Here is an 18,904-nt window from a genome sequence, read left to right as displayed (position 1 = left end):
TCACTGCGAAAACAAGGGTGCGAAGGTCAGAACGTGCCCGGGTAGGCGCCGCCGTCGATCAGCAGGTTCTGCCCGGTGATGTAGCCGGCGTGCGCGCTGCACAGGAAGGCGCACGCGGCGCCGAACTCATCGGCGGTGCCGAAGCGGCCGGCCGGGATGTGGGTGCGTTTGCGCTCGGCGATCTGGCCGGCGTCGATGCCCTGCTGCTGGGCCAGGTAGGCGAAGTTGCCGCGCAGGCGGTCGGTGTCGAACTGACCGGGCAGCAGGTTGTTGAGGGTAACGTTGTGCGCCACGGTCTTGCGGGCCAGGCCGGCGACGAAGCCGGTGAGGCCCGAGCGCGCGCCGTTGGACAGCCCCAGGATGTCGATGGGCGCCTTCACCGATGAGGAGGTGATGTTGACCACGCGGCCGAAGCCGCGCTCGATCATGCCGTCCACGGTGGCGCGGATCAGCGCGATCGGCGCCAGCATGTTGGCATCCAGCGCGGCGATCCAGTCGTCGCGGGTGAACTGGCGGAAATCCCCGGCGGGCGGGCCGCCGGCGTTGTTGACCAGGATGTCGACCTGCGGGCAGGCGGCCAGGGCCGCGTCGCGGCCAGCCTCGGTGGTGATGTCGGCGACCACGCCGACCACCTTACGCGCGCCGGGCAGCGCCTGCAGTTCCAGCACCGCGCGGTCGAGCGCGTCTTCACCACGAGCGGCCACCACCACGTTCACGCCCTCGCGCACCAGCGCACGGGCGCAGCCCAGGCCCAAGCCTTTGCTGGCCGCGCAGACCAGCGCCCAGCGACCGGCGATTCCAAGATCCATGGGTCACTCCTGCAGTGAAAGACGGGCGTACATGATCGGCGATGCGCGCGGTGGATGGGTCAGGGAAGGCCGGCAACGAAGTGTTGCAGCTGCGTGGCCACCTGGTCGGTGTGGCCCAGGAACGGCGCATGGCCGCCCTGGGCGACCGCATGCGCCTGCGCGCCGGGCGACAGCGCGGCGGCGGCCTGCATGGCGCGCGCGGACACCAGCCGGTCGCGCGCGCCGGCCAGCCACAGGCTGGGCTTGCCCAGCCCGGCCAGCGCGCCGCGCAGGTCGGTGGTCTCCAGCAGGCGCAGCCCTTCCTGCAGCGCACGCGCGGCCGGCTCACCGCGCGCGATGAGCATCTCGCGCAGGGTGCGCAGTTCCTGCCGGGCGTGTTCGGACCCCATCGCATCCAGTGCCAGAAAACGCTCCAGGGTGCCGCGGTAGTCCTGCGCCAGGTCCTGCCCGAACTGTTCAAACACCGCCGGTTCCACTGCGTGTGGCCAGTCGTCGCCGCGCACGAAACGCGGGGTGGCGGCGATCATCACCAGCGCGCGCACCTGCGGCAGCGTGGCGGCGGCATGCAGGGCGAACAGCCCGCCCAGCGACCAGCCGCACCACACCGCCGGTGGCGTGGCGGCAGCGATGGCGTTGACCACATGGGGCAGCCGCAGCGGCGTGGCATCGTCGTGGCTGAAACCATGGCCGGGCAGGTCCACCAGATGCAGCTGGTACTGCGCGGCCAGGCGGTCCACCAGCGGCGCGAACACGCCGCCATGCAGTGCCCAGCCATGGATGAGCACCACTGCCGGCCCGTTGCCGACCACCTCGATATGCAGGCTCACAGCACCGGGCTCACGCGCTCAGTGCATCCAGCGACTGCTGGCGCAGGACGGTATCGCGCGCGTGCCCGATCGCGTCGGTGAGCGCGCGCACCTGCGCCGGGGTGTGCAGTGCCGACAAGGTCACGCGCAGGCGCGCTTTTCCTTCCGGCACGGTAGGGGGACGGATCGCGCTGACCAGGAACCCGGACGCTTCCAGCGCGGCCGACAAGGCCATCACGGTGGACTCCGCGCCGCACAGCAAGGGCTGGATCGGCGTATCGGACGGCATCAGTTCCAATCCGTGCTGGCGCGCACCGGCGCGGAACACGGCGATCAGCTCGCCGAGTTTTTCGCGTCGCCAGTCGTCACGCCGGGCCAGTTTCACCGCGGCCAGCGAGGCGGCCGCCTGTGCCGGCGACACCGCCGTGGTGTAGATGTACGGACGGGCGGTTTCGGCCAGGTGCTGGATCAGGGCGTCATCGCCCAGCACCACCGCGCCACTGCCACCCAGCGCCTTGCCCAGGGTGGCCAGCTGCAGCGGCACGTCGGCCACGCCCAGCCCGGCATCGGCCACGCAGCCGCGGCCATGTTCGCCCACCACGCCGATGCCATGCGCATCGTCCACGTACAACAGCGCTTCCTGCATGCGCGCCACCAGCGACAGCGAGCGCAGCGGGGCGATGTCGCCGTCCATGCTGAACACGCCATCGGTGACCAGCATCGCCGCGCCGTCGGGCGCGTGCTTCAACTGGCGCAGCGCGCCTTCGGTGTCCAGGTGCGGGTAACGGCGCAGCCGGCAACCGGCCAGGCGCGTGGCGTCGAGCAGGCTGGCGTGGTTGAGCCGGTCCTGCACGCACACATCGTCTTCTTCGCTGAGCAACGCCTGCTGCACCGCCAGGTTGGCGGCAAAGCCGCTGCCGAACAGCAGCGCGCGCGGGTAGCCAAGCCACTCGGCCATTTCCCGCTCCAGCGCCTCATGCAGCGCATGGTGGCCGCAGATCAGGTGCGAAGCGGTGGCACCGGCGCCCTCGCGCGCGGCGGCGTCCTGCAGCGCGCTGACCACCCCGAACTGCTGTGACAGCCCCAGGTAGTCATTGCTGCAGAAGCCGGTGAGCCATTGGCCGTCGATCTCCAGCCGCACACCGTCGCGACGGGTCACCGTGCGGCGCACGCGGATGCGGCCCTGCGCGTCGCGGAGCTTGCGCTGGGCCTGGATGCGGTCGTGCAGGTCGGGGCGGGCCATGGTCGTCGGCTGGCATGGATGGGCGGTTAGCGTACCCGGTTGGCGGGCGCGGCGCTGCCCCGGGGGGCGGGCACCGGGCGGGCCTCAGGCGGCCTGCCCGGTGCCGCCACCGCACCGCCCTGTGTCCTGGGTGATGTCGGCATGGACCGTGCCGGGATGGTCGTGGTCGGCCGCATCCACCTGGACCGGCATCGGGCGCAGGCCCAGCCGCGCGAACAGGGCCAGGTCGCGTTCGGTGTCCGGGTTGCCGGTAGTCAGCAGCTTTTCCCCGTAGAAGATCGAGTTGGCCCCGGCCAGGAAGCACAGGGCCTGCAGCTCGTCGCTCATCGCCTCGCGCCCGGCCGACAGCCGCACCATCGCGCGGGGCATGGCGATACGGGCCACCGCGATCATCCGCACGAACTCGAACGGGTCCAGTTCGGCGGTGCCGTGCAGGGGCGTGCCGGCCACCTGCACCAGCCGGTTGATCGGCACCGAATCGGGGTGGGCCGGCAGGTTGGCCAGCGCCAGCAGCAGTCCGGCGCGGTGCTCGCGGGTCTCGCCCATGCCCACGATGCCGCCGCAGCAGGTCTTCAACCCGGCGTCGCGCACGTGGCCCAGGGTGTCCAGGCGGTCCTGGTACTGGCGGGTGTGGATGATCGAGTCGTAATAGTCCGGCGCGGTGTCCAGGTTGTGGTTGTAGTAGTCCAACCCGGCCTCGCGCAGGGCCACGGCCTGGTCGCCGCTGAGCATGCCAAGCGTGGCGCAGGTTTCCAGGCCCAGCGCCTTCACCTCGCGGATCATCGCCGCCACCTTGGGGATGTCGCGTTCCTTGGGCGAACGCCAGGCCGCGCCCATGCAGAACCGCGACGCGCCGGCCGCCTTGGCCTGCCGCGCCTTGGCCACCACGTCCTCGGTGGCCATCAGCTTCTGCGCATCCACCCCGGTGCTGTAGCGCTGGGCCTGCGGGCAATACGCGCAGTCTTCGGGGCAGCCGCCGGTCTTGACCGACAGCAGCGTGGACACCTGCACCTGCGCCGGGTCGAACTGCTCGCGGTGCACGCTGGCGGCGCGGTGCAGCAGTGCAGGCAACGGCAGCGCGAACAGGGCCAGCAGCTCCTCGCTGCGCCAATCGTGGCGGATGTCGCTTGGCATGGAGCAGCCCTCGGCGTGCAGGAACGGGGGCGGAAGTGTGGTCGTCGACGCAACCCGCTGTCAACCAAATATAGATGCGGAAGGTTTACAGCCCGGTAGTGCCGGCCGCCGGCCGGCAACCCAGCCAACCCCACCAACCCGGCACCCAACCCACCCATACCCACTACAGTCTCCACCCAAGCACCAGAAGGAGACCGCATGACCCTGCCCCGTTTCACCTACCACCCCGACCCGCTCGCCACCGGCAGCGTCATCGCCTCCCCCACGGTCTGCGTCAGTTGCCACCAGGCGCGCGGCTACGTCTACACCGGCCCGGTGTATGCCGAAGAGGAGTACGACGCAGAGATCTGCCCGTGGTGCATTGCCGACGGGTCGGCCAGCGCGCGGCTTGATGCCAGCTTCACCGATGACGAAGGCATTGGCGGCGGCGGTGAATGGGACGAAGTACCGGAGGCGGTGGTCGAGGAAGTCGCGCGGCGCACCCCCGGCTTCAGCGCCTGGCAGCAGGAAAAGTGGTGGACCCATTGCGGGGACGCGGCCCAGTTCATTGGCCGTGCCGGGCAGGCGGAACTGCAGGCACTGGGTGCAGGCGCGATCGCGGCGATCCAGGACAGCACCGGGCTGGATGATGGCCCGCAGTGGGACCATTTCTTCGGCGCGCTGCGCAAGGATGGCTCGCCTACCGCGTATATGTTCCGCTGCACGCAGTGTGGCGAACTGGGTGGCTACCAGGACTGCGATTGATCGGCGGGTGCGCCCGGTAGATGGCTGACCGCACGCACCGGCAAGCACCGACATACACGCCTGGGGGCGGGCCGCCACGCTGGGGGCCGGCCTCTTCAAACGGTGATCGCGTGCTTGCCCGGTTGTCTGCTGCGCTGACCTGGCTGGGCCAGCAGGCCCTGCCCCTGCGCTGCCTGGTCTGCGAAGAACCCGGCAGCGCCGGGCTGGACCTGTGCGCGGCCTGCCATGCCGCCCTGCCCTGGAACGACCACGCCTGCCCGCTGTGCGCGCTGCCGCTGCCGGAGGGCACGCCTGCACGGTGCTGTGGTGTCTGCCTGCATGACCCGCCCCGGCAGGCTGCCGCTGCCGCGGCGTTCCTGTACGCCGCACCGGTGGACCAGCTGCTGCGTCGCTTCAAGTTCCACCACGACCTGGCCGCCGGGCGTCTGCTGTCGCAGTTGATGCTGCAGCGGGTGCCCAGCTTCGTCATCGGCCCGCTGGCCCCGGTGCCGCTGCACCGCCAGCGACTGCGCACGCGCGGCTACGACCAGGCGTTGGAACTCACCCGGCCGTTGGCGCGCGCGCTGCGGCAGCCGCTGTGGTGCGGACTGCATCGGGATCGGTTGACGGCCGCGCAGTCGGCGCTGGATGCCGATGCACGGCGGCGCAACCTGCACGACGCCTTTGCGATCACCACCCCACCGCCGGCGCGGCTGACCGTGGTGGATGACGTGATGACCACCGGCGCCACGCTCGACGCGGCCGTGCACGCCCTGCAGCGCGTCGGCCTGCCCGATCCCGCGGTGTGGGTCTGCGCACGGGTGCCGTGAGGGGGCGCTCTATACTCGGGGGCTGTCATAGGGAAAGACCGCCGCCGATGGATCCGTTCGCCACGTTCGACTTCGCCGATTTCTGGGACGACTGCGAGTACTCGCAGCAGAACTACCAGGAGCCGCCGCCCAGCGACGCGCTCATTGCCGAGCTACAGGCCGAGCTGGGCTATCGCATCCCCGATGCGTACATCGCACTGGCCCGCCGCCACAACGGCGGCCTGCTGCAGCGCAGTTGCCATCCGATGGACGAGGCTACCAGCTGGGCCGAGGATCACGTGCAGGTCTGCGGCCTGTATGCGCTTGGGCGACAGAAGCCCTACGCGGTGGGCGGCGAATTCGGTTCGCGCTTCATGCAGGAGGAGTGGGGCTACCCGGATATCGGTATCGTCATCGCCGACTGCCCCAGCGCCGGGCACGACCTGGTGATGCTCGACTACCGCCAGTGCGGCCCGCAGGGCGAACCCCAGGTGGTGCACGTGGACCAGGAGGCGGACTACGCGATCACGGTGGTCGCCCCGGACTTCGCCACGTTCATCCACGGACTGGTGGATGAAGATGCGTTCGACGATGCAGCCGAAACCCTGGAGATCGATCTGGTCACGGTGGACCGCGGCACGCTGTCGCCGATCGTGCAGCGTGCGCTGGAGGCATCGGCCGGTGTGCTGCCCGACGGTGAGCGCGCGTTGCGTGCGCTGGCGCGCCGGATCACCGAGGAAAAGGGCTTCTTCGCGCTGCATGCCGATCCCGACTCGCACCGGATGTACGACCTGATGTTCTGGTTGTACTCGCAGCTGACCACGGCCACCTCGTTCACGCATTTCCTCAAGCTCCCCGCCGAGCAGGACGACTACGCAACGCCGTGCTACGAACTCATGGTGCCGTTCGACCTGGTCGTGGCGCCCTTCGGCTTCAAGACCGGTGGGTTCGCGCCCGGCTTCGTCGAAGAGTGGTGGGATACGCGGGTGGCCGAGGGGGCGATCGTGCCGGTGGAGGGAGGCTGGCGCTTCAGCGCGGCGGCCGAACAGGCGCTGCTGGACGAACTGAAGGCAATACCCGGCGGCGCTGCGGTGTGACTGCGGCTTTCATGCGCGGGCGCTAGCATGGGCCAGTCCCCCCTCCCTGCATGGAGAGCTGCCCATGAACATTCCGGTATCGCCTGTGGTGTCGCTGGTTGCCCGTAGCTGGTGGGTGCTGCTGCTGTACGGCCTGGTCGCGCTGGTGTTTGGTGCGGTGGCCATCCTGCAGCCGCTTGCGGCCGCCACCGCGCTGGCATGGGCGATCGGCGTGATGGCCGTGGTGGAGGGCGTGATCAGTCTGGTTGCACTGTTCGGCGGCAACAGCGGGGTATCGCGCGGTTGGCTGGCGGTGTACGCGCTGGCATCGCTGGTGTTCGGCGTGCTGGCAGTGATCAATCCGTTGGCCACGGCCAGCGTGCTGGTGTTGCTGCTGGCGGTGTGGCTGATCGTGGCCGGCATACACCGCATCGTGTTCGCGGTGCGTGTGCGCCGCCACATCCAGGGCGAATGGCTGCTGATTCTCAGCGGCGTGCTGGCGATCGTGCTGGGCGCACTGCTGGTGGCCAACCCGCTGGCCGGTGTCGCCGTCACCACCTTGTGGATCGGAATCGGCAGCCTCATCTATGGCGTACTGCAGGTGGTGGTGGCGTTCCGCCTTCGCCGCCTGCGCTGACCGGTGCCGGGCCAGGCCCGCACCCCCCAACAAGGAGGAGGGCGTATGCGCAGGATGTTTCTTGCCGTCATGTTGCTGGCCGGCACGGTCGGCCTGGCCGGTTGCCAGCAGATCCACCAGGTGTTCGATCCCCCCTCCTCGGCGGCACCGTTGCCGCAGGCCCGCATCCAGATGCGCGAAGTGGACGAGCACGGCAGTGCCGCTGCCACCCTGTTGAAGGACGAGAACGGACGCCCGCTGGCCGTGCTGGAACCGGCGTTCATCACCACCGCCGATATCGCATCGGTCGCGCTGGACCGCAACACGCAGGGCGGCGAGCCGCTGCTGAGTCTGACCATGACCGACGCCGCCGCGCCGCGCATCCAGGCTGCCACCGAGGCCCGCATTGGCCGCCGGGTGGCCTTCAGCGTTGGCGAGAAGGTGCTGTCGGTGGCCACCATCCAGGGACCATTCGGCAAGGGCATGCAGGTGTCCGGCCTGGGCGATGCCACCCAGGCACAGCGCATGTACACCGAAATCACCGGGAAAACGCCCTGAGCGCGTCGCTGCCCGCCGTTGGGACGGTCGGGCAGGCGGCCGGGCAGAGCCCGGCGCTACGGTAGGGCGGGCAGAGGCGGAGCCCGGCAGTACGCGTCAGCGGAAGTTGGCTTCGATCTGTTCCAGCGACTTGCCCTTGGTTTCCGGCAGCCAGAACGCGGCGATCAGGAAGTACAGCAGCGTGCACGCTGCCCAGAAGAAGAACATGCTGGCGTAGCCGTGGTGGCCCACGGTGGGCAGGAAGATCGCGGCGATCACGGTGGACACGAACTGGTTGATCAGCAGGGCGATGCTCATGCCGTTGGAGCGGATGCGGGTGGGCATCAGTTCGGACAGCGCCAGCCACACGCACACGCCCGGACCCACCGCGAAGAACGCCACGAACAGCAGGATGCAGCCGGCCACCAGCCAGCCGTGGGTGGGCGAGGGCACCGGGCCGATCATCGCGCGCTCGATCACCAGCGGCGCCTGTGCGGCGTGGGCGGGATCGGGGAAGGGGTTGAGGTGCAGCCGGCGGAAGAACGCGCCGATCACGCTGTCGGCCGACACCGCGTCTTCGCGGCGGATCTGCAGCGAGGCATCGATCGGGTTGTCGCTGCGCAGCGACCGCACGTTGCTGAAACCGCCGTACGCATACGACACGGTGAGCTGCTGCGGGGCGTCGCCGGCGTTGCGGTCCAGGCGGTGCCACTGGGCCGCATCCAGCGGCAACGACAGGCTGCTGCCGGCCACCTGCTGCTGCAGCTGCGCGTGCACGTCCAGCCGCCCGTGCTCGCTTTTGACGAACAGCAGCGCGGCGGCCAGCAGGGCCACGGTGATGCCACCGGTGCCCAGCATCAGCAGGAACTTGCGGCCCTTGCGGTCCACCAATACCAGCGCCACCACGGTCATCACCGCATTGAGCAGCTTGATGGCCACGTCGGCGCCATTGGCCACCGACCCGGGCAGGCCGGCCTGGTTGAGGATGTTGACCGCATAGGCCAGCACCGAGTTGATGCCGGTGGCCTGGGTGAAGGCCAGCACCAGGCAGGCCAGCACGAACGGCCATACATAGCGACGGCTCAGCAGCGGGTCGCGCTTGCCGCTGGCGCCGGTCTGCACGGCATCGGGTGCCTGGATGCGCTGCAGGGTGGGTTCGACGTCGCTTGCCGCCACCGTGCGCTGCAGGGCAGCCCGCGCTTTCTCGATACGGCCACGGCGTACCAGCCAGCGCGGCGATTCGCTGATCAGCAGCACGCCGCCGGTGAACACCAGCCCCGGCAGCAGGCAGGTCCAGAAGATGGTGCGCCATGCGTGGTCCTTGACGTCGAACAGCAGGCGCTGCTGTTCGGCAACCGGCAACTGGCGCACCGCTTCGGTGGCCGCGTCCACCGCATGGGCGTGGTACAGGCCGATCAACGCAGCCAGCACCAGCCCGACGGTCAGCAGCAGCTGGAACATCGCCGCGCCGCGGCCGCGTCGTTCGGGGCTGAGCACTTCGGCCAGGTACAGCGGCACTACCACGCCGATCAGGCCGCCGCTGATGCCCTGCAGCAGCCGCCCCATCAGCAGCGCGGCGTAGCCGTCGGACAGCGCCATGATCGGAATGCTGGCGGTGAACAGCACGCCGGCCACGAACATCGCGCCACGCCGGCCGATCAGGTCGGCCACCATGCCGGCGAACAGCGACGACAGCACGCTGCCCAGCAGTACCGCGGCCACCACGAAGCCCAGTTGCTGGCTGGTGAGGTGCCAGCTGGCGGTGGCGGTGGCCTCCAGGTAGGGCAGGGCGCCGGCGATGATGCCGATGTCGATGCCGTAGAGCAGGCCCCCCATGCCCCCCATGAAGAGCAGGTAGCGGATTGGCCAGCGCGGGGCGTCGGCGGTGGGAACGGCAGTGGCGGCGGCGGTGGTCATCTACGCGTTCCTGGAAAGACGGGAAGAGGGGGCGGTGCCAGCAGCCGGGCCTGGCGAATTGTTGGTGCTGGCCGGGCAGAGCCCGGCGCTACGGGGCATGGCCGGGCAGCGCCCGGCATTACAGGGGGATCGGGTGGCCGGTGACGAAGACCTGCTGCAACTGCAGTGCGGCATCCAGCACCACCAGGTCCGCGCGCGCGGCCGGGGCGATGCTGCCGCGATCGTCCAGGCCCAGGTACCGGGCCGGGAAGGTGGACACGCGCTGCGATGCATCGGCCAGCTCCAGCCCCACCTGCACCAGGTTGCGCAGGGCCTGGTCCATGGTCAGCGCGCTGCCGGCCAGTGAACCGGTGGCCAGGCGCACGCAGCCGCCGCACTTGTGCACGCGCTGCTCGCCGAGCGCGTACTCGCCGTCGGGCATGCCGGTGGCGGCGGTGGCGTCGGTCACCGCATACAGGCGCGGAATCGCGCGTGCGGCCAGCCGGATCACGCCCGGGTGCAGGTGCTGCAGGTCCGGGATGATCTCGGCGTACTGCGCATGCGCCAGGGCGGCGGCGGCAATGCCGGGGCGGTAGTGGTCCACGCCGGTCATGCCGTTGAACAGGTGGGTGAAGCCGGAGGCACCGGCCTGCAACGCGGCCACGCCGTCTTCGTAGGTGCCGGCGCTGTGGCCCAGCTGCACGCGGATGCCCAGTGCGCACAGCGCGGGAATCAGGGCGGTGTGCGCGCCGATCTCCGGGGCCAGTGTCATCACCCGGATCGGTGCCAGCGCATGCAGCTGCTGCACCAGCGCCAGCGTCGCCTCCAGCGTGCGGTTGGGCTGCGCGCCCAGCCGCTGCGGGCTGATGAACGGGCCTTCCAGGTGCACGCCGGCGATGCAGGCGGCCGCGGCGTCGGGGGCGGCCATGGTGGCTGCAACGCCCTGCAGCGCATGGGCGATCTCGTCCAGGCCGGCGGTCATGGTGGTGGCCAGCAGCGTGGTGGTGCCAAAACGCGCGTGGGTGCGGGCGATGGTGCGGGCCACGTCGCCGCCCTGCATCAGGTCCACGCCGGCCGCGCCATGCACATGCAGGTCGATGAAGCCGGGCAGGATCACCGGCAGCTGCGGATCATCGGCGCCGCTGTGGTCGTCCACCTGCAGCTGCCGGATATGGGTGTCGAAGTGCACGTGGCCGCGGCGCCACCCCAGCGGGGTGAGGATGCGGCCGTAAAGGGAGCGGGTCTGGGTCACGCGGGGGACTCGGCGATGATCACTTCGATGCCCAGCCGCTGCAGCCCTTCCAGGTACTCGGCGTCGATGCTGGCGTCGGTGATGACGGTGTGGACCTGGTCCAGCCGCGCGATGCGGTGCAGGCTGACCCGGCCGAACTTGGAGGCATCGGTGAGCACCACGATACGGCGTGCGCGCTCGACCATGCGGTGGTTGAGGCTGGCTTCGGCCTCGTGGTGGGTGGTCAGGCCGAACTGCAGGTCCAGGCCGTCCACGCCCAGAAACAGGGTGTCGAAACTGTAGGTGTTGAGGCTGGCCTCGGCCTGGCTGCCCTGCAGCGACAGCGACTGCTTGCGCAGCAGGCCGCCGGTGAGCAGCAGTTCAACGCCCGGTGCGTTGGCCAGTTCCCAGGCGATGTTCAGCCCGTTGGTCATCACCGTCACGTCGCGGTGCCCGCGCAGGTGCCGGGCCAGGGTCATCGTGGTGGAGCCGGAGTCGATGATGATGTTGTCGCCGGCCTTGACCAGCCCGGCCGCGTGCGTGCCGATGCTGTCCTTCACCGGCAGGTTCAGGGCGTCCTTCTCATGGATGTCCTGTTCCTGCGGCGGGGTGCGCACCAGGGTGGCGCCGCCATGGGTACGCGTGGCCAGGCCCTGCGATTCGATGTGGGTCAGGTCGGCGCGGATGGTCACCGCCGACACGCCGAAACGCGCGACCAGCTCGCTGACCTGCACGTTGCCGTGCTCGACCAGCAACTGCAGGATCTGTTGGCGACGCTGGCGTGTATTGCGCATGGGGGCGATTCCGTTCAGAAGGAAAGCCGAAGCTTACCGTTCCGAAAGCTCCGTGGCCCGGGAAGTTTCGTTATTGGCCCCGGCGCGGTTGCGATTGCAGGCGCGGGCGTACTCGCCCAGCCGTTCGGCCACCTTGTGCTGGATCAGCGCCAACGGCTCGGCTGTCAGCTCGCCGGCTTCGATGGCCAGCTGCTGGTTGGGCAGGAACTGGCTGAGCAGGATCTGCGGCGGCGCGTGCTGGCGCAGGTTGGCCACCATCGTCTGCAGCGCGGCCACCACGGCCGGCTCGCCCCAGTAGTAGCGGCTGCGGTCGCTCAGCGAGTAGGCGCGCAGCAACCGCAGTTCGTGCTCGTCGCCCTGGTAGTAGCTGCGCCAGCTGCCCGGCTTGTCGCGCATGCACTGGTCGAGCACGGCGATCACGTTGGAACACTGCGCCGCCGGCAGCAGCTCGGCTTCGATCATGGCCAGGGCGAACACCGCTTCGCGGAAGGCATAGGTGGCGGCCGGGCCAACCTTGAGGATGGCGAAGTGGTCGCGCACCAGCGCGTGCAGGCCGGCTTCGGTCTGGTAGTCGGTGGAGTGCGCCTCGAACACGATGCGCGGCTGCGCGTCAACAAACGCCGACAACGCGCGCGCTGCGGACGGGTCGTAGTAGTGCACGCTGCTGTGGTCGAAATCGACGCCGGGCTGCACCACCATCGCAATCACGCGCTCCCACGCCGGCAGGAGGTCCGGGGCGGAAAACGCCTCGCGGTGGATGGCCAGGGTGGTGGCTGCCGCCGCCGGCGTGGTGACCTGCAGGCCACCGGCCAGCGAGGCTTCGCCGCCGGGGATCGGGACTTCAGTGCCGATCACGTACACCGGCGGCGGCAGGCCGTGCGCGGCGGCGGTGCGCTCGGCGATGCGGGCCAGCTCGGCCGAGCGCGCCGCCACCACCGCATCGGGCAGCGGGGTGGGGTCATCGGCGCAGGACATGCTGCAGTCCAGGTGGATCTTGTGGAAGCCTGCGGCCACGTACGCTTCGATCAGCGTGCGCGCGTTGGCCATCGCCACCTCGGCCGGGCCCTTCTGCCACGCATTGGGGCCCAGGTGGTCGCCGCCGAGCACCAGCCGCTCGGCCGGGAAGCCCGCATCGCGCGCCAGTTGGAGCACGTAGTCGCGGTACTGCGGCGGGGTCATGCCGGTGTAGCCACCGAACTGGTCCACCTGGTTGGAGGTGGCCTCGATCAGCAGCAGGGTGTCGTAGCGCTGGGCGACCTGCATGGCCGCCAGCAGCACCTGTTCATTGCTGCAGCACACGCTGTACAGGCCCACGGGATGGCCCTGGCGATGGGCGGCGATCAGCGATTGGATGGCAGACATGGCAACTCCGGAAACAAGCGGTGCAACAAAGGGGTATCAGCAGGCAGGGTGGTGCTGGCGGGCCAGCAGCGCCGCGCCACGCGCACCGCCGGCATCGCCGAAGGTGGGCGGCAGGATCGGCGGCACGCGCACCCCCTGGAACAGGTAGGGAACGATCGCGGCGGGCAGGTCGTGGTACAGCTGCTCCAGCTTGGACAGGCCGCCACCCAGCACGATCACGTGCGGGTCGATGGCCAGGATCAGGTTGGCAAAGCTGTAGCCCAGCAGGTCGCGGTGGATGGCCAGCGCCTGCGTGGCGACGGCATCGCCGGCGTGGGCCAGCGCCACCACGGCGGTGGCGTCCACGGCGTCACCGCCGCGGCCTTCGTGGATCAGGGCCAAGCCATTGCCGGACACGTAGCGCTCCAGGCAACCGCGCAGGCCGCACGCGCAGGGCAGCACCGGCAGCGCGTGGCGTTGCAGCAGGGTGGCCGGAATGCTCCAGTGCCCCCACTCGCCGGCGATGCCGTTGGCACCGGTGAGCAACTGGCCGCCCACGCAGAAACCGCCGCCGGCGCCGGTGCCGAGGATCGCGCCGAACATGCTCGGGTACCCCGCGCCCGCGCCGCCGTGGGCCTCGCTCAGGGCGAAGCACTGCAGGTCGTTGCCGAACTGCAACGGCCGTTGCAGCCGGGCCTGCAGGTCCTCGCCGACCAGGCGACCGGTGAGGCTGGGCACGTTCGCACTCAGCTGCCGCCCGGTGCTGCGGTCGCGCACGCCCGGCAGGCCGATACCGATGGCACGGCACGCGCCGCCCAGCGTGCGGTCGGCGCTGTGCACCAGCCCGGTGATCGCCTGCAAAAAGGTGTCGTAGTCCTGCGTGGGCGTGGTCACCCGCTCACGGTGCAGTTCGCGCAGGGTGGCGTCGTAGGCCACCAGCTCGATCTTGGTGCCACCAACGTCGATGCCGTACCAGCACTGCATGGGCATGCCCTGCTCAGCCATGGGAATGAATGGTCACGCCCTGCACGACCCGGTTCACGGTGCCGTCGGGGAAGGGGTTGTCCGGGGTCATGCCCAGCGCCGCCGAACGCTGCAGCGCATAGCACTGCGGCATCAGCAGCCACAGCGGGGCCAGCCAGCTGTCGTCCAGCGCGGGCGCGTCGAGCACGAAGTCGCCGTCGGCGCGGTCATCGCCATCGGGACCCACCGAGATCACCCGTGCGGCGATGCCATCGCCCCGCAGTTCGTCCAGCAGGTCCTGTTCGTAGCGGCGCGACAGCGGCTGCGCGCTGCGCAGCATCACCACCAGGGTGTCGCCATTGAGCGTGGACTTGGGACCGTGGCGGAAGCCGAGCGGGGTGTTGGCCAGCGCCAGCACCTGGCCGGCAGTGAGCTCGAGCACCTTCAGCGCCGCTTCGCGGGCCAGTGCTTCCAGCGGGCCGCTGCCCAGGTAGATGACGCGCGAATACGCGGCCTGGGCCAGCGTGCCCACGGCACGGTCCCACGCCTGCAGGCCACGTTCGCCGTGGCTGGCCAGGCTGCGCAGGCGCTGCACGCGCTGCGGCCACGGCGCGCTGTCGAACACACTCAGCGCGGCCAGCAGCATGCTGCTCAGGCTGCTGGTCATGGCAAAGGCGCGGTCGCAGCTGGGCGGCGGCATCAGCAGCGACAGCGTATCGCTGCGGCCATGGCCACGCCGGGCCAGTTCGCCGTCGGCATTGCAGGTGATGTCCAGGAAGCGCGCGTCGTCGACCCGGTCGCGCACCAGTTCCACCGCCGCCACGCTTTCCGGGCTGGAGCCACTGCGCCCGAACGACACCAGCAGGGTCGGGCGGTCGCGGCGCAGGTACAGCGCCGGGTGGGTGAGCAGGCTGGTGGTGTGGAGCGCGCGGACCTCGGCGGGCCACTGCGCATTGATGTGGTCGGCCACCATTTCGGCGATGAAGCCCGAGCTGCCGGCACCGGTGAAGATCACCAACTGGCCGGGCTGGCGCAGTGCCTCCCCAAGGAAGCGGTCGATGCGCGCCTGCGCGTCATCGAGGAGGTCGGCCAGGGCAGTCCACATGCGCGGCTGCTGGGCGATTTCTTCGGCGGTATAGGCGCCGCCAAGGCGCTGCCACGCGGGCAAGTCGGTAAGCACAGAAGCGTCCATTCGCAATTCCTGTTGGGCGACCGCACCTTCTGCGTTTTCTTTCGAAATGTCAAATATCGAAAGATAAAGAAAAGCTAGGGCGGTCACAGTTTTTACGAATCGATCGGGTCGACCGCAGGGCGCTCCCCCGCGGATGCCGCACCGCAGCAAGGTTTCAGGCGGCAGAAATCGCGTATTCAGCCGCCATATAGAAAGCAGCTCCCGTCATATCTTTCGTTTTAAAGAAAATATCCTTCCTTTTTCTTTGCAATTTGTTGACATCTTTCGAGACCCTGCCCTAGAGTCGGCCGCACTGGTTTCAGATTCCCGCTGACCGCGGGCTTGGGGGCAAGGTGGAATCCCGGTTTCGACGTACTGGCCTGATGGTGGCCCTGCTGTCCGCGTTGGCGGCGGCACCGGCCGTGGCCGAGCCCTTGGGCAACCTGGCCCGTATCAGCGCTGCTCCCAACAAGGACGGCATCCCCGGCTGGGATATCCGCACCGACAACGGCATGGTGCTGCGCGTGGACCTGCTGGGCGAGGACATGCTGCGCGTGCAGGCCGGACGCAACGGCACGCTCAGCGGCGCCGGCGACAAGGCCGCCCCGATCGTGGTGCCGCAGCCGGCCGCGAAGGTGGCCGCCCAGCTGGAAGAAGACGGCACCGAAGTCCGCATCCGCACCGCCGCGCTGGTGTTGCACATCCAGCGCCAACCGCTACGCCTGGCGCTGGACCGCCGCGACGCAGGCGGCGCGGTGCCGCTGTGGCGCGAGCTGCAGCCGCTGGACCTGGGCAAGGACCAGAGCGTGCAGGTGCTGTCCAGCGACGCCGACGAACACTTCTTCGGTGGCGGCCAGCAGAACGGCCGCTTCGCCTTCAAGGGCCGCGAACTGGAAGTGTCCTACTCCGGTGGCTGGGAAGAGGGCGACCGCCCCAACCCCGCGCCCATGCTGCTGAGCGCACGCGGCTGGGGCATGCTGCGCAACACCTGGAGCGATGGCACCTACGATCTGCGCCAGGCCGACCAGGCCACGCTGCTGCACCGCGAAGACCGCTTTGATGCGTACTACTTCGTCGGCCCCAGCCTGCACACGCTGCTGGATCGCTACACCGCACTGACCGGCCGCGCCGGCCTGCTGCCACGCTGGGCGTTCTCCTACGGCGACGCCGACTGCTACAACGACGGCGACAACATCAAGAAGCCCGGCAGCGTGCCCGATGGCTGGAGCGACGGTCCCACCGGCACCACCCCCGACGTGGTGGACAGCGTGGCCAAACAGTACCGCGACCACGACATGCCCGGTGGCTGGATCCTGCCCAACGATGGCTACGGCTGCGGCTACAAGAAGCTGCCCGAGACCGTGCAGGGCCTGGCGAAGTACGGCTTCAAGACCGGGCTGTGGACCGAGAACGGCGTGGACAAGATTGCCTGGGAAGTGGGCACCGCCGGCAGCCGCGTGCAGAAGCTGGACGTGGCCTGGACCGGCAAGGGCTACCAGTTCGCGATGGACGCCAACCAGTCCGCGTTCAACGGCATCCTGCACAACTCCGATTCGCGCCCGTTCCTGTGGACGGTGATGGGCTGGGGCGGCATCCAGCGCTACGCGGTGGCCTGGACCGGCGACCAGAGCAGCAGCTGGGATTACATCCGCTGGCACATTCCCACCCTGGTCGGCTCGGGGCTCTCGGGCATGGCCTACGCCAGTGGCGATGTGGATGCGATCTTCGGCGGCAGCGCTGAAACCTTCACCCGCGACCTGCAGTGGAAGAGCTTCACCCCGGTGCTGATGGGCATGTCCGGCTGGTCCGGCAACGCCCGCAAGCACCCGTGGTGGTTCGACGAGCCTTACCGCAGCGTCAACCGCGACTACCTCAAGCTGAAGATGCGCATGACCCCGTACATGTACGGGCTGGCGCATGACGCGGCCACCACCGGCGCGCCGCTGCTGCGCGCGCTGATGTGGGATTACCCGCAGGACCCGCAGGCCTACACCGAAGCCTACAAGTACCAGTTCCTGCTCGGCCGCGACCTGTTGATCGCGCCGGTGTACCGCAGCCAGGCGGCCAGCCGTGGCTGGCGCCGCGACATCCACCTGCCGCAGGGCCGCTGGATCGACTACTGGGATGGCCGCCAGCTGCAGGCCGGTGCTGACGGCCGCGCCCTGGACCGCGCCGTGGACCTGGCCACGATCCCGGTGTTCGTGCGGGCCGGCGCGATCATTCCGATGTACCCGGACATGCTCTACGACGGGCAGAAGCCGCTGGATGAAGTCACCTTCGACCTGTACCCGCAGGGCGATGCGCAGTACACCCTGTACGAAGACGACGGCAACACCCGGCGCTACGAGAAGGGCGAATCCAGCACCCAACAGGTGACCGTCAAAGCTCCCACGCAGGGCACGGGCCCGGTGCAGGTCGCCATCGGTGCGGTGCAGGGCCAGTACGCCGGCCAGCTGCCGCAACGCCGCTACGCATTGCGCGTGCTCAGCCGCCAGCGCCCCACCGCGGTCACCCTGGGCGAGCGCGCGCTGCCGATGCTGGCCGACAAGGCGGCGTGGCAGGCGGCCAGCGAAGGCTGGTACTTCGATGGCGCCGAGCGTCGCGGCACGCTGCATGTACGCACCGCGCCCACCGACATCCGCCAGCCGCTGGCGCTGCAGCTGGCCCTGCCGGTAGCCGCCGCCGTTGCGGACGACGCGTACCCCGCCGCGCCGGAACTGGGCCGCGCACTGCCGTCGGACAGCCTGCTGGTGGTCAACCGCCCGGCCGAAGAGCAGGGCTACGAACTGGAAAAGGCCTTCGATGACGACCCGGCCACCTGGTTCCGCACGGTACGCAACCAGGCGGTGAAGACCGGCGCGCACGAATGGGTGCTCGGCTTCGGCGAGCGCAAGCTGATCGACGGCATCGAGCTGGCGCCGCGCAACGACCAGCACTGGAAGAACGGCCAGATCCGTGACTACGAGATCTACCTGGCCGACAGCAATGGCGAGTGGGGCGAACCGGTCAAGCGTGGCCGCCTCACCCTGCAGCAGGGCACGCAGCAGATCGACTTCCCCGCCCACGCCGGCCGCCTGCTGCGCTTCCGTGTGCTGAGCACGCAGAACCCCGACGGCGACGGTGCCGGCGCCAGTGATCCGATGGTGACCGCCGCGCAGGGCAGCGTGGCCCGTGCGGTGGATGCGCTGCAGCCGCGCGACGTTGGCGCCATCGTGCTGTCCAGCTTCCATGTACTGGAACATCCGCAGCCCACCACGCCCGCCCAGCAGCTGTACCTGTCTGCGCTGACGCTGCCGGCCGCGTTGCAGGCAAGCGTGGCCAGCGACCACGCCTTTGGCGGCCAGGCGGCATTGCGCATGAACGGCCTGCTGTTCCGCCGCGGCCTGGGGGTGAATGCCAACAGCCGCATCGACCTGAAGCTCACCGGCAGCTGGCGCCTGCTGCGCGCCGATCTCGGCATCGATGACCAGTGCCGCGCCGCCGGTGGCATGCAGTTCCAGGTGTGGGGCGACAACCGGCTGCTGTATGACAGCGGCCTGGTCAAGGCGCCCGGCGTGGTCAAACCGGAGCTGGACGTGCGCGGCCTGCATACCTTGAGCCTGCGCACGCTGGGCGCGCAGGGCGACCACCCCGCGCAGGTCTGCGGCAACTGGGCCAACGCCGCGCTGATCGGACAGGAGGGCGATACCGCCAGCATCGTGTCGCCGTAACCGACGCAACACGCTTTCAAAAAAACAGCTCTCTCCGTTTCCCGT

General features: G+C 69.5%; 16 protein-coding genes. 6 read left to right on the top strand and 10 right to left on the bottom strand.

What is annotated here, in order from left to right; genetic code table 11:
* Positions 1–26: 26 nt before the first annotated feature.
* The 4 genes from ACZ0AE_RS19185 to bioB form a co-directional block, all read right to left on the bottom strand.
* Positions 27–809: an SDR family oxidoreductase gene (locus tag ACZ0AE_RS19185; RefSeq protein ID WP_038685680.1), complete on the bottom strand. Its 783-nt coding sequence runs from the start codon at positions 807–809 to the stop codon at positions 27–29.
* Between the two features lie 59 nt (positions 810–868).
* Complete coding sequence (gene bioH / locus ACZ0AE_RS19180) at positions 869–1,630, bottom strand: pimeloyl-ACP methyl ester esterase BioH (protein WP_463602118.1); 762 nt, start codon at positions 1,628–1,630, stop codon at positions 869–871.
* Positions 1,631–1,646: 16 nt separating this feature from the next.
* Positions 1,647–2,858, bottom strand: coding sequence for an 8-amino-7-oxononanoate synthase (gene bioF / locus ACZ0AE_RS19175; RefSeq protein WP_038685682.1), 1,212 nt, complete (start codon positions 2,856–2,858; stop codon positions 1,647–1,649).
* An 84-nt stretch (positions 2,859–2,942) separates the two neighbouring features.
* The gene (gene bioB / locus ACZ0AE_RS19170; RefSeq protein ID WP_463601910.1) at positions 2,943–3,992 is read right to left on the bottom strand and encodes a biotin synthase BioB; all 1,050 of its coding nucleotides are present in this window, start codon (positions 3,990–3,992) and stop codon (positions 2,943–2,945) included.
* A 198-nt stretch (positions 3,993–4,190) separates the two neighbouring features.
* Between bioB and ACZ0AE_RS19165 the strand changes: the two genes are divergently transcribed.
* The 5 genes from ACZ0AE_RS19165 to ACZ0AE_RS19145 all read left to right on the top strand — a co-directional run bounded on the left by ACZ0AE_RS19165 (position 4,191) and on the right by ACZ0AE_RS19145 (position 7,774).
* Complete coding sequence (locus ACZ0AE_RS19165) at positions 4,191–4,736, top strand: CbrC family protein (protein WP_463601909.1); 546 nt, start codon at positions 4,191–4,193, stop codon at positions 4,734–4,736.
* A 110-nt stretch (positions 4,737–4,846) separates the two neighbouring features.
* Complete coding sequence (locus ACZ0AE_RS19160; protein ID WP_447596025.1) at positions 4,847–5,545, top strand: ComF family protein; 699 nt, start codon at positions 4,847–4,849, stop codon at positions 5,543–5,545.
* A gap of 47 nt (positions 5,546–5,592) precedes the next feature.
* The gene (locus ACZ0AE_RS19155; RefSeq protein WP_463601908.1) at positions 5,593–6,621 is read left to right on the top strand and encodes an SMI1/KNR4 family protein; all 1,029 of its coding nucleotides are present in this window, start codon (positions 5,593–5,595) and stop codon (positions 6,619–6,621) included.
* Between the two features lie 64 nt (positions 6,622–6,685).
* Positions 6,686–7,237: an HdeD family acid-resistance protein gene (locus tag ACZ0AE_RS19150; protein WP_038685691.1), complete on the top strand. Its 552-nt coding sequence runs from the start codon at positions 6,686–6,688 to the stop codon at positions 7,235–7,237.
* Between the two features lie 45 nt (positions 7,238–7,282).
* Positions 7,283–7,774 carry a SecDF P1 head subdomain-containing protein gene (locus ACZ0AE_RS19145; RefSeq protein WP_463601907.1) on the top strand — a complete coding sequence of 164 codons (492 nt, stop codon included), beginning with the start codon at positions 7,283–7,285 and terminating at the stop codon, positions 7,772–7,774.
* 96 nt (positions 7,775–7,870) lie between these two features.
* On the opposite strand, the gene ACZ0AE_RS19140 is transcribed toward ACZ0AE_RS19145, so the two are convergent.
* The 6 genes from ACZ0AE_RS19140 to ACZ0AE_RS19115 form a co-directional block, all read right to left on the bottom strand.
* Positions 7,871–9,670, bottom strand: a complete 1,800-nt coding sequence (locus ACZ0AE_RS19140; RefSeq protein WP_463601906.1) for an MFS transporter — start codon at positions 9,668–9,670, stop codon at positions 7,871–7,873.
* A gap of 118 nt (positions 9,671–9,788) precedes the next feature.
* Positions 9,789–10,901, bottom strand: coding sequence for an N-acetylglucosamine-6-phosphate deacetylase (nagA, locus tag ACZ0AE_RS19135; protein WP_463601905.1), 1,113 nt, complete (start codon positions 10,899–10,901; stop codon positions 9,789–9,791).
* Positions 10,898–11,674, bottom strand: a complete 777-nt coding sequence (locus ACZ0AE_RS19130) for a DeoR family transcriptional regulator (protein WP_137190701.1) — start codon at positions 11,672–11,674, stop codon at positions 10,898–10,900. The genes nagA and ACZ0AE_RS19130 overlap by 4 nt, the downstream gene beginning before the upstream one ends.
* A 33-nt stretch (positions 11,675–11,707) precedes the next feature.
* The gene (locus ACZ0AE_RS19125) at positions 11,708–13,036 is read right to left on the bottom strand and encodes a D-tagatose-bisphosphate aldolase, class II, non-catalytic subunit (RefSeq protein ID WP_463601904.1); all 1,329 of its coding nucleotides are present in this window, start codon (positions 13,034–13,036) and stop codon (positions 11,708–11,710) included.
* Positions 13,037–13,072: 36 nt separating this feature from the next.
* Complete coding sequence (locus tag ACZ0AE_RS19120) at positions 13,073–13,999, bottom strand: ROK family protein (protein WP_447596295.1); 927 nt, start codon at positions 13,997–13,999, stop codon at positions 13,073–13,075.
* A gap of 13 nt (positions 14,000–14,012) precedes the next feature.
* Positions 14,013–15,170, bottom strand: a complete 1,158-nt coding sequence (locus ACZ0AE_RS19115; RefSeq protein WP_463601903.1) for an SIS domain-containing protein — start codon at positions 15,168–15,170, stop codon at positions 14,013–14,015.
* A gap of 362 nt (positions 15,171–15,532) precedes the next feature.
* Here ACZ0AE_RS19115 and ACZ0AE_RS19110 point away from each other — a divergent pair, with 362 nt between their 5' ends.
* A complete protein-coding gene (locus ACZ0AE_RS19110) occupies positions 15,533–18,859 on the top strand; it encodes a TIM-barrel domain-containing protein (protein ID WP_463601902.1) in 3,327 nt (1,108 codons plus the stop codon).
* Positions 18,860–18,904: the final 45 nt, after the last annotated feature.

The organism is Stenotrophomonas sp. AC248, from assembly GCF_979258185.1.
Note: the sequence above shows the minus strand (reverse complement) of the source record. Positions and strands in the feature narration are given on the sequence as shown.